This is a genomic window from Arthrobacter sp. K4-10C, from assembly GCF_059090085.1.
In genome coordinates this window covers 470,554-484,698 of sequence record NZ_JBNHFI010000001.1, presented here as the reverse complement: position 1 = coordinate 484,698, position 14,145 = coordinate 470,554, and the positions used below count along the sequence as shown (strand labels likewise).

Sequence of the window (14,145 nt, the reverse complement as noted above, 5' to 3'; positions counted from 1 at the left end):
CCGTGCGGGGGCGTTCGCTGGCTACGTCGTGCAAACATGTGCTCTTGACGGTAGAGCCCGCGGTGCCTAGCGTCAGCAGATGTGACGACCGTGTTCGGCGGGATGGCCGCCAGCCTTGATGGGTACATCCAGTCAGTGAGTGGTGACCTGTCGTGGCTCAATGACGCCATGTCGAAGAACGAAGACTACGGCTTCGCGGCCACGGAGCAACGCACGGGAGCCTACATCGTGGGGGCCAACACGTACCGTGAAGTGGCCGGGATGGGCCTGGGCGGTCCCGCCGTCTCCACCTATGTGGTCACCCACGATGAAACCCTTGCCACGCCAAAGAACACGCACCTCTTCAGCGGGGACCTGCACCATCTGGTGGCCCGGCTGAAGGCCACCGTTCCTGTTCAGAAGGACATTTGCGTTTATGGTGGCGGCCAGCTGGTGACCGAATTCATCGAGGCCGGGCTGCTGGACGAGCTGGGCGTTGCCGTCATCCCGGTCATCCTCGGCGGCGGCATACCGTTCTTCGGCAGCATCAGCCGACTCAAGAGGCTCGAACTTGCAGAGTGCAGGCCCTTCCCCTCGGGCATCGTGCTGCTGAACTACCGCCTGGCGGGCTCCCGCAAATGAGCTCCAGAGCGGGTGGAAGTCCTGGTGCTGAACGCCCTATCAGGCTGATCCGGGCGTGCAGTCCGTACAACAGCCGGTTTCGGACTTGCCGGCCGTGATGTCTAGCCCGGCAACGCGCTCGACGGCGGATGTGGGCTTGGCAGCGGGGGCCACGGCTGTGTGCGGGGCAGCGCAGCAGGCGTCGCCGCGCCAGGCATTGATGCCCTCCCGGACAGCGATGGCCGCAATGGCAAGGGCTGCGACGGCGTCACTCCACCACCAGCCCAGGGTGCTGTTCAGCGCCAGGCCCACCAGGAGGACCGCCGTGAGGTAGGTGCACAGCAGGGTCTGCTTGGAATCGGCAACAGCTGTCCTGGACCCCAACTCGCGGCCGGCCCGGCGCTGCAGCCAGGACAGCACCGGCATGACGGCCAGGCTCAGCGCAGCGATGATGAGGCCCGGCGTCGAGTGCTCTGCCGGTTCGCCGCTGAGGAGTGACCGGACGGCATCAAAGGAGACGAAAACCGCGAGGGCAAAGAAGGACAAAGCGATGATCCGCAGCGTCAGGTGCTCGCGCCGTTCGGGGTCCTTTGAGGCAAACTGCCAGGACAACGCGACGGCGGACGCCACCTCGATAACGGAGTCCAGCCCGAAGCCGATCAACGCGGCCGAACCTGCAACGCCACCTGCCCACAACGCAACGACAGCCTCGATCACGTTGTAGGTGATGGTGGCCGCGGCGAAGAACCGGATGCGCCGGGTGAGGACCTCCCGTCGGTCGGGTGCCGGCGAAAGCTGCAGGCTGGTCATACGGTGCACGTCCCGTCCGGGGCGCAGCAGGCGGGATCGACAGCCAGCACCACGCCAAGCAGGTCCCGGATGGCATGGCCCAGCCGGCCGTCGGCCAACTCGTACCTGGTCCGCCGGCCGTCCGGGACAGCCACTACCAGGCCGCAGCCGCGCAGGCACGCCAGATGGTTGGACATGCTCTGGCGGGATACGCCCAGGGCATCGGCCAGATCGGAAGGGTACGAGGCGCCATCGGACAGGGCCAGCAGGATCCGCGCCCGGGTGGGGTCTGAGACCGCGTAACCGAAGCGCGCCAGCACGGGTGCATGCGTCAGGGTTTCCACAACTGGGACAGTACAGCCCTGAGTGTATTCACGTCCAGCTGTATCGTGTCCGGCGGCATGCATTCCGGTTGTGCCTGACGGCAGGCCGATCAACAACCGTTCGGCAGCAGGAGGCAGTAAGAAGAGAGGGTTTTTCGCCCTGTCCGGTATAGCTACCCGGAGAGGCGGGTACAACCGTACTGGAGGACAGGGCGAAAAGAACGTAAAACTTGGATCTGGGTGGCAGGCTCGGGGCCCCGTACTGGGCGCTGGGAGTTGCCTGGGATGTGGCCTACGCGGCCATGGAGGCGGCTGGAACAGCAGCCTTCCTGTGCGGCGCCAGCACGCTGATGGTGCACGGTGCCTGCTGCGGATCGATCCTGGTTGGAAGGTGACGGGTTTCCGAAGAGGTCCGGAGCATCTCCAGCGCTGCTTCATCCACACGTGCGTGTGAGATATCCAGCTCCAGGTCGAGACCTTCCCTGAGTGAATTGGCCCGCTTTGCTACTACATAGAGGGCGTTGACGCTGTGAACGGTGATATGCCCCTTTGCAATCACCCTGGCACGTGCGTGGTCGAGATCGATACGGACAACAATGTTCAGCTTAGAGTTCAAGTTGTAAAGCCTTCCCCGGCATTGGCTGCGACGCTGCAGCTTCTTGCAATGGCCGTTTGCATCAGCCTCATCCAGAGTAGGGGCAAGATGTGACCCACGCAACACTGGGGTATTTATTACACCGTTTGTTCTTTTCGTGACGTGGACCGGATCCCGCCGACATGCCGCCACCGCAACAGGCTCCACGCTTCCCTCCTGCCCGGCGCAGGTCCATCATTAGCCCATGGGCAAGCGCGCAAGCGACGGCCTGGGGGACGCGGATACGGATAGCGGCGGCGGTGCCGGGGAAAGCGCAGGCAACCGCCCGGACCACGCGGTGGTGTTTGTCCATGGCATGGGACGGGCCCTCAAGGGCGGGACGCTGCAGGAGTGGGCACAGCCGCTGATGCTCAGCCTCCACGACCTTTCCCTGGACCTGGTGCCCGACGCGTTGCACCCGCCCCTTGTGATCACCAAAGCCAACGCCGTCGGCGACGCGCCTGAGGTGTGGCTGAAGGTGCTGCGCGGCTATGCGGACGGAAAGCCGGACTATCTCACTGTCCTCATGACCGAGGCGTCATGGGGCAGCGACTTCGAGCCGGCGTCGGCAGCGTCCACGTACTCCTGGGCGCTGCGGACCGCCCTCCGTGTGTACAAGAGGTCGGTGCAGCTGATCAGGTGGAACCTCTATCCGGGCCGGCGGCGGGCCAGTCCCGCATGGCTCGGGGCCCGGCTGCGGCAGCTCTTGCTCACCTCGCTGGCCGCGGTCGCCGGGTTCTTCATCCTGCTGGCTGTGCTGGTGGTGCTGCTGCTGGCCATTGTCCTGGCGTGGATTCCCGGGCCCGGCCGGTGGATCGGAAAGATCGTCTCCCTGTTTGCGGACTTCCTGGGCGACCCGCAGGTGTGGAAGCGCAAGCCCCTCCAGGCGGCTGCGATGCGGCAGCGGGTGGTGGACACGCTGCGCCGCTGGGACCACGACGGCGGCACGCAGGTGACGGTCGTGGCGCACAGCCAGGGTGCCGCGATCAGCGGTCAGGTCCTGTTCCAGAACCAGGCGCGGGCGACGAACTTCGTCAGCGTGGGCAGCGGACTGGACCTGCTGGGCTATGCCCAGTGGGGCGGCGGAACGGGGGAGGACCCGGTGACCGACTGGCTGGCGAACCCGGACCGGCCCCGCTGGATCAATGTGTGGGGCAAGTTCGATTTCGTCCCCGCCGGCCCGATTTCCACACATGCCAACGGCCCGCTCCCCGTCTTCGGCAAGATCTACGCCCGGGACACAGCGGGCGACGGCGGCCCCGGCCCGGAGGAGCACCCGGTCTACAACAGGTCCGCCCTGATCTACGACCACATTGTCTATTCCAGGAACCGGGTGGAGGTGCTTGATCCGCTGGCGCGGCTGATCCTGGACCCGCCCTCCGACCCGGACGGCCTCGCGCTGCGGGGGTTCGACGGCGACCGGCGGCTGCGCCCGCACCGCGTCATGGTGAAGAGCCTTGGGGTGACCCGGCTTCTCTCGGTACTCACGGCCGCGCTCAGCGCCCCGGCCGCCCTGGCCTGGCTGGGCGCGCAGGAGTGGGCGCGGAACCTGGTGCAGTGCGGCCCCTCCGGCGCCGGCCAGGATTCGTGGTGGTCCTCCTGGCTGTGCTCCGGCCCGTCCTACCATTGGGGGCACTGGGAAAATTGGGGCGTGCTGGCGGTGACCACGGCCGTGTTCGCGGGAGTGTTGATCGGGCTGCTGAACGGGCCGGTGTGGGGCGTTCTGCACGACCGGCTCCAACGCATGCGGAAGCCGTCCTTCCGCCAGTCGAGCGACCCCACCCGCAACCCGCCGGGCAACCCCTGGTGGTACGTCACCTGGTATCTGCTGATCGTGACGGCGGTTGCCGTGGCCGTGCCGTTCATGCTCGCCTGGCCGGACCTGCCGTGGGTGCTGGTGGTGGTGCTGGTGGTTGCGTTGTGGGCGCTGTGCTTTACGCGCACCAGCATCAGCGGGCTGCCGGCACGGACAACCGCGGGCGGACTCCGTGGGACACCCGAACCGGAACCCGCGCTGCCCCAGCCGCTTCCCGCCGTCGTGCATGCCAGCCGGCACGTGCATGCCAGCCGGCAGCAGGATGGGCCGGCAGCGTCAGCCGACCACTTGGGGAAGCCGGCCGGTTAACACCGCAACCGGCGCCGAGGACCAGCGCTCGCGTTCCGGTTCGTAGGAGATCACCACGGACGCGTCGCTGGCGCGGGCCTCGTCCATGGCGAGCAGCAGGGCGTCCTCCATGTGCCGCGCGTACTCCAGCCGCTCGGCCAGGGAGCCTTGGAGTTCCGCGTCATCGATCAGGACATGGCCTTTGCCGTCCACGATGACTTTCAGCGAATACCCCTGGTCCTCCTGGAGCGATCCCCGGGTGGATGAAATTTCGGTGACTCTGGCTGCCCGGACCAGCCCGTTGCCGAGCGTGCGGATCCACACTTCACCCATCAGATGCCCTCCCCTTGGTTATGGGCGCGGAACAGCGCCCCATAAGTCGAACGCTACTCCTGTGCAGCCCATTTGTGACCCCCGAATTTTCCCGGATGTGTCCCCGGCCGCGGGGGGCAAATCCGGGGCCGCCGCGACCATAGGATAAGTCCGATGACTTCCCCGGATGACCCCCAAGCCTTCAGCCTGCGCAGCATTGCCGTGGCCGCTTTCGGACCCACACTGCTGTTCAGCATCGGGCAGGGCGCCATCCTTCCGGTGGTGGCGCTGACCGCCAGGGACCTCGGTGCCACGGTAGCCGTCGCGGCGCTGGTCGTGACCCTGATGGGGCTCGGTTCGTGGTTTTTCAACCTGCCCGCGTCACTCGTGACCCTCAAGTTCGGCGAGCGGTGGTCCATCGTGGGCGCCGCCGTCGCCGCCGGGCTGGCCATGGCGGCCGCAGGGCTGTCCTTCCTGGTCCCCGACGGACTGTGGCTGCTCGCCGCGGCGATGGCCGTCGTCGGGATGGCAGGCAGCGTCTTTGGCCTGGCCCGCCAAAAGTACCTCACCGAGGCGGTGCCGGTGGAGTTCCGCGCCCGGGCGCTGTCCACACTGGGCGGCGTGAACCGGATCGGCGTGTTCATCGGTCCGTTCCTCGGCGCTGCGGTGATGCAGTTTTCCGGCATCGGCGGCGCGTACTGGGTGGGCGTGGTGGCCATGGCGGCCGCGGCGCTGCTCTCCCTCACCATCCCGGACCTCGCCGCAGTGGAAACGCACGACGGCGGCTTGGCCGGCCCCGAGCCCACGCTGCGCAGAGTGGCGGTCTCCCATGCCGGCGTGTTCCTGTCGCTGGGCGTCGGCATCCTGCTGCTGAGTGCCCTGCGTTCGTCCCGTCAGGTGGTGATCCCGCTGTGGGCGGACCATCTGGGCATGGACGCAACCTCCGCATCGCTGATCTATGGGCTGTCCGGGGCCATCGACATGCTGGTGTTCTATCCGGCGGGCAAGCTCATGGACCGCAGGGGCCGGCAGTTCGTTGCCGTCCCGTCCACGTTGCTCATGGGTGCTGCGCTGCTGCTGATCCCGCTGACCGGGTCTTTTGTGGGCCTGCTGCTGGCGGCGCTGCTGATCGGCTTCGGCAACGGGATCAGCTCCGGGCTGGTGATGACCCTTGGCGCCGACTTCTCACCCGACCGCGGCCGCGGCCAGTTCCTGGGGCTGTGGCGGTTCATGGCAGACGCCGGATCCACCGGCGGGCCGGTGCTCCTGTCCGGGGTGACGGCCGTGGCGTCCCTGGGCGCGGGGGTCTCAGCCACGGGCATCCTGGGGTTCGCGGCGGCGGCCGTGTTCGTCGTCGTGATTCCACGGCTGAAGCACCGCCGGAACTACTGACTCGTGGCCCCTGAAACGCGGGTTTAGGGACCAGAAGTGATGGCGCACGTGTGTGGCGGTTATCCTCGACAGATGGGTGAAACGGGTATTCCCACACGGATCAGTGCCCCGCAGAAGGGACTGTGGTGGCTGCAGGACTACCTGTATGCGGCGGCGTGCCAGGTTGCGGGCGTGCTGTCGCGCGTGCAGCCCGGCTCCTTCCATCAGGGCCACCGCAACCCGGTGGTGATCATCCCGGGCGTGTACGAAAACTGGCAGTTCATGCTGCCGCTCATCCAGTCCATCCACGACGCAGGCCATCCCGTGCACGTGGTGACGGTGCTGCAGCGGAACAAGCTGAGAATACCGGCGGCCGCACGGCTGGTGGCGCAGCATATTGAGGAGGCCGGGCTCCGCGACGCGGCCATCGTGGCGCACAGCAAGGGCGGACTGATCGGCAAGTACGCCATGCTGAACCTGGACCCGGAGCAGCGGATATCCCGGATGATCGCGGTGTGCACGCCGTTTTCCGGTTCCAGCTACGCGCGCTACATGCTGCTGCCGAGCCTGCGGATGTTCTCGCCCCGCAATGCCCTGACCCTGGAGCTTGCCCGCGAGGAAGCCATCAACAGCCGCATCACGTCTATCTACGGCCCGTTCGATCCGCACATCCCGGAGGGCAGTGTCCTCCCGGGAGCCACCAACATCGAGCTGGCAAGTGCCGGGCATTTCCGGATCCTGGGGGATCCGGAGGCCGCCCGGATCATCGTGGAACAGTTAGCCTCCAACGAGCCGTGAGTTCTGTGGACAGAAATTACGACGGCGGGCGGCCGGCTCCGGAAGAGCCTGACCACTCGCGTCCGGAGAGTTCCCGTGAGCGCCGGCAGAGCCGGTGGGCCACCGTGCTGGCGGTGCTGCAGCGGTTGTTGTACCTGGTGGTGACAATCGCCGTCGGATGGGCTGTGTGGTTCTTCCTGCTGTCGCGGCTCTCCAGGGGGCCAGAGCAGGCGTGGGTGTTCCTGCCGGTGTGGCTGATCCTGGCGTACGCCCTGCTGCCGCGCATCCACAAGATCCTCAGCAGCCTCTACATCCCGGACTACTTCATCGGCCGGACCAGGACCGGCGACGGCGTGCTGGGCGACCCCGTGAACCTGGCTGTGGTGGGGACCGGCGAAGAGCTGCGGCGGGCGATGCTGTCCGCAGGCTGGGTTGAGGCGGACCCCATCACGCCGGCCACGGCCTGGCGGACCCTGACCTCCACCGTGCTGGGACGCAGCTACCCGGAGGCTCCGGTCAGTTCGCTGTACGTGTTCGGCAATAAGCAGGACCTCGCATTCCAGCGCGAAATCGACGGCAACCCGCGCAAGCGGCACCATGTCCGGTTCTGGAAATGCCCTGACGGCTGGATGCTGCCGGGCGGCCTGTCCGTCGACTTTGTGGGCGCCGGCACGTACGACCGCAGCGTGGGGCTGTCCCTCTTCACGTTCCAGATCACCCACAAGATCGCCGACCGCACGGATGAGGAACGCGACTTCATCATCGACACGCTCCGGTCAGCACGCGCTGTGGAGTCGGTGCACGTCATCCTCAACTACTCCACCGGCTACCACCACCGGAACGGCGGCGGCGACGCTATCCGCACCGACGGCCATTTGCCCATCATCGACCTCTACCAACCGGGCCGGCCGGGCCCTGGCTGAACCCTAAAAAGCGCCTTTGACGTGCTGATATTTTCTTGAGAAAACCTTGACCCTATACCCCCTCAGGTCCTGAGTTTGGCCATGCAAAGTGGTCCTCAGCTAGGCAACACACACCAAAGTCTGAGGGGACACATCATGAAGAACAGCACCATGGTCAAGGGAACCGCAGCCATCGCCGTCGGCGCAGCACTGCTGCTGGGCGGCGGCGGAACGCTGGCGAACTGGAACGCTTCTGCAGCACAGGCGCCGGGCACCATCGTTGCCGGTGACCTGAACGTGGTCAACGCCACCAGCGCCGGCGAGTGGACGGACCGTAACGGCGACACCGTTGACATCACTACCTACAAGGTGGTTCCCGGCGACAAGCTCACCTTCACGCAGGACCTGACCGTCACGCTGGTGGGCGACAAGATGGCGGCCGCGATCAGCACCACGGGCATTACCGCAACCAACGGTTTCACCCCCACGAATGTCTCCGTCACCGGTCCTGTCCTGACGGTCGGCTCCACTCCTGTCTCCAACCCGTTGACGCCCACAGGATCTGCGCAGACGGTCACCGCGACCATCACCTTCGAATTCCTGTCCGGCACTGCCGGCCGTGCCAACGTGAATGCCAGCTACGACTTCAACAACGTCGCATTCCAGCTGACCCAGGTCACCCAGCCCGGCCTGTCCTAATCTGCTGCGGGAGCTGCCGCAGGCGGGGGCGGAAGTCTGCCACCCGCCGGTAACCACCGGAACAGGACCAGGAGGACATCATGTGCATCCAGCGCTCACTGCAAGCGACGGCACTCATCGCCGCGGGAGTGCTCCTGGGACTGCTGACGGTGCAAGGCACGTATGCACTGTGGAGTGCCAGTGCATCCGCCGCCCCTGGAAAGGTGGCCTCGGCATCGTTCGATGTGGCGCTCACCGCACTGCCATCCGGCCAGGTCACGAACATGACGCTGGCTTCCGGCCAGTCAGCCAATCTGGCAATCACACCCGCAGCCACCCTCTCGCCCGGCGGCTCGGTGTTCGCCGGCGTGGTGGCCGCCAACAACACCAACGCCGGCGGCAGCTTCAACACTTCCGTCCTGGCGGGGCAGCCTGTCCTGGCCAATGCGTCAGGGGGAAGCCTGGCGCAGTACGTGACAGTCAGTGCGAAAACGGCAGCATCCACCGCCGAATGCAGTGCCACCGGTACGTATACGCCGATCAGTTCCGCAGGATTGGTTTCGCCAGCGGTCGCCAAGGGCGGTTCAACGATCTTCTGCTTCCGGGTCAGCCTTAGCCCGACCGCCCCCGCTTCCGTGAGAGGACAAGCAGTGAACATTACCCTTCCGCTCACCGCCCGTCAGTTGTGCGGGGTGCCCGGTGGCTGCTGACCTGACCGAAGCCCCGGTTATTGAAGCAGCCCCACAGCGGGACACTGCGCACCCGGCGGGTGCAACGCCGTCGAAAACTGCCTCTGGCGGACGCACAGGCGACGGTTGGTGGGCCATCGTTGGACGTGTCGCCAGCATGTCCGCCATGATCATCTCGTTGTTCGCCGCGATGATCCTGGTTGTGGTGCCGGTGGTCACGGGCTCATCCACATACACCGTGCTCACCAACTCCATGGCACCCAAGTTCCCGCCGGGTACCTTCCTGGTCATGAAGCCGGTGGCCTTCGACGGGCTCCAGTACGGCGATGTGGTGACGTTCCAGCTGCACTCGGGACGGCCCGAGGTGGAGACGCACCGGGTGGTCGGTTTCGGTGCCACGCAGCAGGGCGAGAAGACGCTCATCACGCGGGGCGACAACAACGGCGCCAACGATGCCGAACCCGTCCGGGAGATCCAGGTTAGGGGCAAGCTGTTCTACGCGGTCCCGTACGTCGGCTTCGTAGCCAATGCCCTGGGGAACTCCGACCGCGGCACATGGACCACCCTCGCCGCCGTCGGCCTCATCGGCTATGGTGCCCTCACGGTCTTCAGGTCCGTGCGCAAGTCCCGCCGGGACCGCACCGCCGAGGCATCCTGATGGGCCGGTTCCGGAACCTGCCCGGTGCTGCGGCCGCCGTCGGCGCCTTTGCACTGACGGTGCTGCTGGGACTCGGCGGGGCCTCGGCGTCGGCACTTTGGCAGCAGGGCGCGACGGCGACACTGACTGTGAGAGCCGCGGCAAACTGGCCCGGTCCTGCGATCACTTCGGTTACCTGCACCAATGATGCGCCGGAAAAAGTGGCGACCTTGAAGGTCACGCTTCCTACGGGACCGGCAAACATCAGCTATGCGGCGGTGCGCTCCGATGGCAGCGTGGGTCCAAGCTACCCCGGCCCCCTCAGCCTTCTTGGGCTGACTCCGGGAACTATTGTCCTTACCGGCAGCCCGCACCAGTCAGAGATCATCAGGGACAACCCGGCAGGTCCGCTGACCGTGCGGGTCACGGCCATTTACCTGGACCAGACCGCTTCACACGTGGACATCACACTGAACAACAGTACTTTCAACGGCAAGATCATCTGCCCTGCAGCGCCGGTGCTGTCCCGGGGCTAACGCCAGCTCGGCGGAAGCAGGCGCCGCTATGTCCCCCCACCTAGTGGCGCCGGCTTCTGCCGAGCTGGCCTTTTGTCTTTCGCTACTGTTGTGTGCCCGCTCAAAGGCAGGGTGAACTTGGGAGCAAGGCTGCACTGGGCCCGCGAAATCGCTGGAAAGCGTCCGGGACGCCGGTACGGAACAGCGTTTTCGCAGCGTTCCGGCGATTTGGGGGCCGGCGCGGGATTTGGGGGCCGGCGCGGTACATGGCCGCAGCGGTACAGGGGCGCCGAGGATGGCCGGAAGAAGCTGGCGGGGGGCCGGGCCTCGCAAAACGCGGGCTGTCGCATGTGGCGGGCCGGGAGTCGGGTACCTGGCGGCGCCCACTTCAAGACGCCGCCAGGAGACTAATGGCTTACAGGAGAGCCATCCGGCCGGGGCCTTTCGGCCTGGCAAGAGCAACTATGTAATGCCTGGATCAACAAAGTGTGCGGAACTCATCAAGAAACCGTCAAATTCTCTACAGGAATTGCCGGCACAGTCATACGTGCAGTACCCCCACATAATCCCCCCATCTTGGTTTTGGGTTCTGGGTCGTCTTTTCCTGCGGCCAACTGCGGCGCTACGTTGTTCTTGGGCACGCCGGCGCCCAACCCCAGAGCGCCGGGGCCCGTATCCATGGCCAGGAGCCAAGAAGCGGTGCTCCCGTCCAGTCACCCACCTGCCGCCCACTGCCACGGGCCGGGAAGAGACGACGCGTGAGCGAACTGCTGTTGCTGGCTGCGACCGGACTGGCGCGAGAAGTACTGCTGACCGTTCGCGCCAGCGGCCAGTACGACATCCTGGGAATCCTCGACGACGACCCCGAGCTGCTGGATGTGACCATCGACGGTGCCGCTGTCCTTGGCCCCATCGATGATGCTGTCCGCTACGAACGCGCGCTGCTGATGGTGTGCCTTCCGGCGGCGCTGGACAGGGAAACCGTGGTGACCACGCTGGCGCAGCTGGGAGTTAACACCAACCGCTACGCAACAGTGGTGGACTCGGACATCCGGGTACCCGAGGACTGCCGGATTGGTCCCGGAAGCATCCTGCTGCACAAGTCCACCCTCGGCCCGCATGTCTTGCTGGGCAACCATGTGGTGGTCATGCCGGGGGTGAACCTGGCGTGCGACGTGCAGGCAGGCGATTTTGCCACAGTCTCCGCAGGGGCCTCCGTGGGGGAGGGCGCATTGGTGGGACGGGTGGCCAGCATCGGCATGAACGCCGGGATAGCAGATGGCTTGTCCGTCGGGGACTATGCCTCCGTGGGCATCGGCGCCGCCGTTCTGCAGGACGTGCCGGACAACGAAACCTGGGTTGGGGTACCTGCGCACAGCTTCCGGGCCGGCCCCGGCAGCGTCTTCTAGGCTCGCCGCCCCAACAACCCAAGGGGTACCTACCCTCGGAACGCCAGGGAGGGTAGCCGGCACCGGCTGCTGGCAGGAGCTGTGCGGGAAGATTGAGGGCGCCGTCGTGCGTTCATGCAGACGTAAGCTGCCCGCTACCTCCCTGCCGCCCGCACTTGCGCGGGATGTGTGAAGATGGTGCGACGTTTGGCAAGTGCCCTGCGGACTGACGCCGAGGAGCGATGTGGCTTACTATTTCCTGAACTGTTTTGCGCCTGCAGCTGGGCAGGTGCCGGGTGGCTGCACGTGCATCGCTGAGGGTGCGCGGTGACACGCCGGCTGGGTGTTGAGGAAGAGTTCCTGATTGTCGACGGCGGCAACGGGAACCTTGTGCCGATGGGTGAGGTCCTCGAACAGCTCAGTGACTTTCCCCGCCTCACCAGCGAAATGAAGCAGGAGCAGATCGAAACCTGCACCCTGCCACGCATCAGCCTGGCCGAGCTGGCCCAGGACATCACGGACGGCCGGAAGAGCGCGGATGCCGCGGCCAGGAGGGTTGGAGCCCGTGCCGCTGCGCTGGCAACCTCGCCGCTCCCGGTACAGTCCACCATCGCCCCGGGTGACCGCTGCGCCCGGCTCATGGAGAGGTTCGGACTCACCGCAGTTGAGCAGCTGACCGGGGGCTGCCATGTGCATGTGGAGATCGAGTCGGAGGAGGAAGGCGTGGCCATCCTGGACCGCATCCGGATCTGGCTGCCCGTCCTGCTGGCGATCAGTGCCAATTCACCGTACTGGAACGGCGTGGACACCAGCTACGCCAGCTACCGTTCCCAGGCCTGGAGCCGGTGGCCCACCACCGGGCCGGCGGAGATTTTCGGTTCCGCCACGGCCTACCGCCACGAGATCGCACAGATCCTCAGCTCAGGGGTTCCGCTGGACAAGGCCAACCTCTATTTCGATGCGCGGCTGAGCCACAAACATCCCACCGTGGAGGTGAGGGTGGCCGATGTGTGCCTCTTTGCCGACGACGCCGTGCTCGTGGCCGCACTGGTGCGGGGCCTCGTTGAGACGGCGGCACGGCAGTGGCGGACCGGCGTCGTGCCGGTGCCCGCGTCGGCCACCCAGCTGCGGCTCGCGTCATGGCAGGCCAGCCGTTTTGGGCTCGACGGCGACCTCGCGGACCCGTTCACGGGCACGCCGAAAGGCGCGTTCGAGGTGGCGTTTGCCCTTCTGGACCACCTCCGCCCCGTACTCGAGGAACAGGGGGAGTTCAGCGCCGTGGAGTTCCTGCTGTTCCAGGTCCTGAACCGCGGGACCGGTGGCGCCGTGCAGCGAAACTCGTACGCCGTGGCCTCAAGCTTGCGCGATGTGGTGGCCGACGCCGTCAACACCACCTGCCTGCCCGCGTCGTCTTCGCTGGATCTGGGCGTTCGGCTGGGCTGAATCGCTGTGTTGTAACGCCGCCCCCGCTGGCAGGTGCTACCGCCCCGGTGAGCCCCGCCGTCGTGCTGCAAAGGCGAACATTGACGTGGTGGCAACCGTGGCCAGGTAGCCCGCAATCACAATCAGCGAGATCCCGGCCCAGAAGTAATTGGTGGTGCTGGTTTCCTGCCAGGGGCTGGGCGCGATGCGGATCAACGAATACATGGCCACGACGGCGGAGGCAAGCCCGATCAGGACCGGCAGCGTCAGCCAGATCCGGGCTGAGCCGATGTGCCCGCCGAAGCCGTCCCAGGCGTTCCACGCCCCGCGCCGGATGATCAGCCAGCCGGCGGGAATCATGAACGCGCCAACCAGCAGGAATGCCGCCACCACGTCCGCCGGCCGGTGCCACTGGTTGATCAGGGTGGAAACGCCCGAGGCGATGGCGAAGGTACCGCCCACGAAACCAGCCATCGGGCGCCAGCGCGGGGATGCCATTAGGAACACTGCGGCTGCCGCCGACGCCGCCAGCGTGGTGTGGCCGGACGGAAGCGAGTTGATGTCCAGCGTCACTACACCCTTCTCCGGCCGGGCCGGGAGCAGCGCCTTGAGTATCTGGGTGGCCACGTTGGCGCCGACGCACGCCGCCACGGCAATCCCGGCCTCCATCCAGCGTTTCCGGATTACCGTCACAAACAGCACTACGACGGCGGCCATCACCAGCGAGATGGTGGGCAGCAGATCTAGGAACCTGGTGCTCGCCTTGCCTGCCGGGCCGTGGATTTCCACCGCCTCCACCAGCGCCGACTCATCAATGAACTGCCCCGTGGTGGTCTGCACAAAGTAGTAGTAAGTGGCCACCAGCCCGGCGACACAGGCCAGGGTAGCCAGCGCGAACAGGAATCCCGAGCCCGGAGCGGGTCGGGAAGCGGTCCTGGTGCCTGCCTGCCGTGAAATTGTCATCGGGTTAAGGGTGTCACAGAAAGCTGGGAGACTGCTTTGGG

The 14,145-nt window shown here is 66.2% G+C and carries 16 protein-coding genes; 11 read left to right on the top strand and 5 right to left on the bottom strand.

Annotation, left to right across the window (positions count from 1 at the left end; translation table 11 throughout):
• Nucleotides 1-81 precede the first annotated feature (81 nt).
• On the top strand, nt 82-621 hold the full coding sequence (locus AC5RUU_RS02265) for a dihydrofolate reductase family protein (RefSeq protein WP_493973576.1): 540 nt from the start codon (nt 82-84) through the stop codon (nt 619-621).
• Nucleotides 622-660: 39 nt separating this feature from the next.
• On the opposite strand, the gene AC5RUU_RS02260 is transcribed toward AC5RUU_RS02265, so the two are convergent.
• The 3 genes from AC5RUU_RS02260 to AC5RUU_RS02250 all read right to left on the bottom strand — a co-directional run bounded on the left by AC5RUU_RS02260 (nt 661) and on the right by AC5RUU_RS02250 (nt 2,328).
• Nucleotides 661-1,410 (bottom strand): cation diffusion facilitator family transporter, encoded by a 750-nt coding sequence (locus AC5RUU_RS02260; RefSeq protein ID WP_493973575.1) that lies wholly within the window; start codon nt 1,408-1,410, stop codon nt 661-663.
• Nucleotides 1,407-1,733 carry an ArsR/SmtB family transcription factor gene (locus AC5RUU_RS02255; RefSeq protein ID WP_493973574.1) on the bottom strand — a complete coding sequence of 109 codons (327 nt, stop codon included), beginning with the start codon at nt 1,731-1,733 and terminating at the stop codon, nt 1,407-1,409. The genes AC5RUU_RS02260 and AC5RUU_RS02255 overlap by 4 nt, the downstream gene beginning before the upstream one ends.
• Nucleotides 1,734-2,004: 271 nt before the next feature.
• Complete coding sequence (locus AC5RUU_RS02250) at nt 2,005-2,328, bottom strand: hypothetical protein (RefSeq protein ID WP_493973573.1); 324 nt, start codon at nt 2,326-2,328, stop codon at nt 2,005-2,007.
• A 223-nt stretch (nt 2,329-2,551) separates the two neighbouring features.
• On the opposite strand from AC5RUU_RS02250, the gene AC5RUU_RS02245 reads away from it, so the two are divergent.
• Entirely contained in the window at nt 2,552-4,471 is a 1,920-nt protein-coding gene (locus AC5RUU_RS02245) for a hypothetical protein (protein ID WP_493973572.1), read from the top strand.
• On the opposite strand, the gene AC5RUU_RS02240 is transcribed toward AC5RUU_RS02245, so the two are convergent.
• A complete protein-coding gene (locus tag AC5RUU_RS02240) occupies nt 4,439-4,783 on the bottom strand; it encodes a hypothetical protein (protein ID WP_493973571.1) in 345 nt (114 codons plus the stop codon). The genes AC5RUU_RS02245 and AC5RUU_RS02240 overlap by 33 nt on opposite strands.
• Nucleotides 4,784-4,936: 153 nt before the next feature.
• Here AC5RUU_RS02240 and AC5RUU_RS02235 point away from each other — a divergent pair, with 153 nt between their 5' ends.
• From AC5RUU_RS02235 to AC5RUU_RS02195, 9 genes are all read left to right on the top strand, one after another.
• On the top strand, nt 4,937-6,154 hold the full coding sequence (locus AC5RUU_RS02235; protein ID WP_493973570.1) for an MFS transporter: 1,218 nt from the start codon (nt 4,937-4,939) through the stop codon (nt 6,152-6,154).
• Between the two features lie 72 nt (nt 6,155-6,226).
• A complete protein-coding gene (locus AC5RUU_RS02230; protein WP_493973569.1) occupies nt 6,227-6,931 on the top strand; it encodes an esterase/lipase family protein in 705 nt (234 codons plus the stop codon).
• Complete coding sequence (locus tag AC5RUU_RS02225) at nt 6,928-7,833, top strand: LssY C-terminal domain-containing protein (protein WP_493973568.1); 906 nt, start codon at nt 6,928-6,930, stop codon at nt 7,831-7,833. The genes AC5RUU_RS02230 and AC5RUU_RS02225 overlap by 4 nt, the downstream gene beginning before the upstream one ends.
• 135 nt (nt 7,834-7,968) lie before the next feature.
• Nucleotides 7,969-8,511, top strand: a complete 543-nt coding sequence (locus tag AC5RUU_RS02220) for an alternate-type signal peptide domain-containing protein (RefSeq protein ID WP_493973567.1) — start codon at nt 7,969-7,971, stop codon at nt 8,509-8,511.
• Between the two features lie 80 nt (nt 8,512-8,591).
• On the top strand, nt 8,592-9,200 hold the full coding sequence (locus AC5RUU_RS02215) for a SipW-dependent-type signal peptide-containing protein (protein ID WP_493973566.1): 609 nt from the start codon (nt 8,592-8,594) through the stop codon (nt 9,198-9,200).
• A gap of 145 nt (nt 9,201-9,345) precedes the next feature.
• Nucleotides 9,346-9,837 (top strand): signal peptidase I, encoded by a 492-nt coding sequence (locus AC5RUU_RS02210; protein WP_493973565.1) that lies wholly within the window; start codon nt 9,346-9,348, stop codon nt 9,835-9,837.
• The gene (locus tag AC5RUU_RS02205) at nt 9,837-10,352 is read left to right on the top strand and encodes a hypothetical protein (protein ID WP_493973564.1); all 516 of its coding nucleotides are present in this window, start codon (nt 9,837-9,839) and stop codon (nt 10,350-10,352) included. The genes AC5RUU_RS02210 and AC5RUU_RS02205 overlap by 1 nt, the downstream gene beginning before the upstream one ends.
• A 737-nt stretch (nt 10,353-11,089) precedes the next feature.
• Nucleotides 11,090-11,740, top strand: coding sequence for an LbetaH domain-containing protein (locus AC5RUU_RS02200; RefSeq protein WP_493973563.1), 651 nt, complete (start codon nt 11,090-11,092; stop codon nt 11,738-11,740).
• Nucleotides 11,741-12,046: 306 nt separating this feature from the next.
• Complete coding sequence (locus AC5RUU_RS02195) at nt 12,047-13,162, top strand: carboxylate-amine ligase (protein ID WP_493973562.1); 1,116 nt, start codon at nt 12,047-12,049, stop codon at nt 13,160-13,162.
• A gap of 36 nt (nt 13,163-13,198) precedes the next feature.
• On the opposite strand, the gene AC5RUU_RS02190 is transcribed toward AC5RUU_RS02195, so the two are convergent.
• Nucleotides 13,199-14,104, bottom strand: a complete 906-nt coding sequence (locus AC5RUU_RS02190; protein ID WP_493973561.1) for a phosphatase PAP2 family protein — start codon at nt 14,102-14,104, stop codon at nt 13,199-13,201.
• Nucleotides 14,105-14,145 lie beyond the last annotated feature (41 nt).

Coding starts and splice junctions, on each gene's coding strand:
- AC5RUU_RS02260 (WP_493973575.1), bottom strand. CDS start 1,410: ATGACCAGCCTGCAGCTTTCGCCGGCACCCGACCGACGGGAGGTCCTC.
- AC5RUU_RS02245 (WP_493973572.1), top strand. CDS start 2,552: ATGGGCAAGCGCGCAAGCGACGGCCTGGGGGACGCGGATACGGATAGC.
- AC5RUU_RS02240 (WP_493973571.1), bottom strand. CDS start 4,783: ATGGGTGAAGTGTGGATCCGCACGCTCGGCAACGGGCTGGTCCGGGCA.
- AC5RUU_RS02235 (WP_493973570.1), top strand. CDS start 4,937: ATGACTTCCCCGGATGACCCCCAAGCCTTCAGCCTGCGCAGCATTGCC.
- AC5RUU_RS02230 (WP_493973569.1), top strand. CDS start 6,227: ATGGGTGAAACGGGTATTCCCACACGGATCAGTGCCCCGCAGAAGGGA.
- AC5RUU_RS02220 (WP_493973567.1), top strand. CDS start 7,969: ATGAAGAACAGCACCATGGTCAAGGGAACCGCAGCCATCGCCGTCGGC.
- AC5RUU_RS02215 (WP_493973566.1), top strand. CDS start 8,592: ATGTGCATCCAGCGCTCACTGCAAGCGACGGCACTCATCGCCGCGGGA.
- AC5RUU_RS02210 (WP_493973565.1), top strand. CDS start 9,346: ATGATCATCTCGTTGTTCGCCGCGATGATCCTGGTTGTGGTGCCGGTG.
- AC5RUU_RS02205 (WP_493973564.1), top strand. CDS start 9,837: ATGGGCCGGTTCCGGAACCTGCCCGGTGCTGCGGCCGCCGTCGGCGCC.
- AC5RUU_RS02190 (WP_493973561.1), bottom strand. CDS start 14,104: ATGACAATTTCACGGCAGGCAGGCACCAGGACCGCTTCCCGACCCGCT.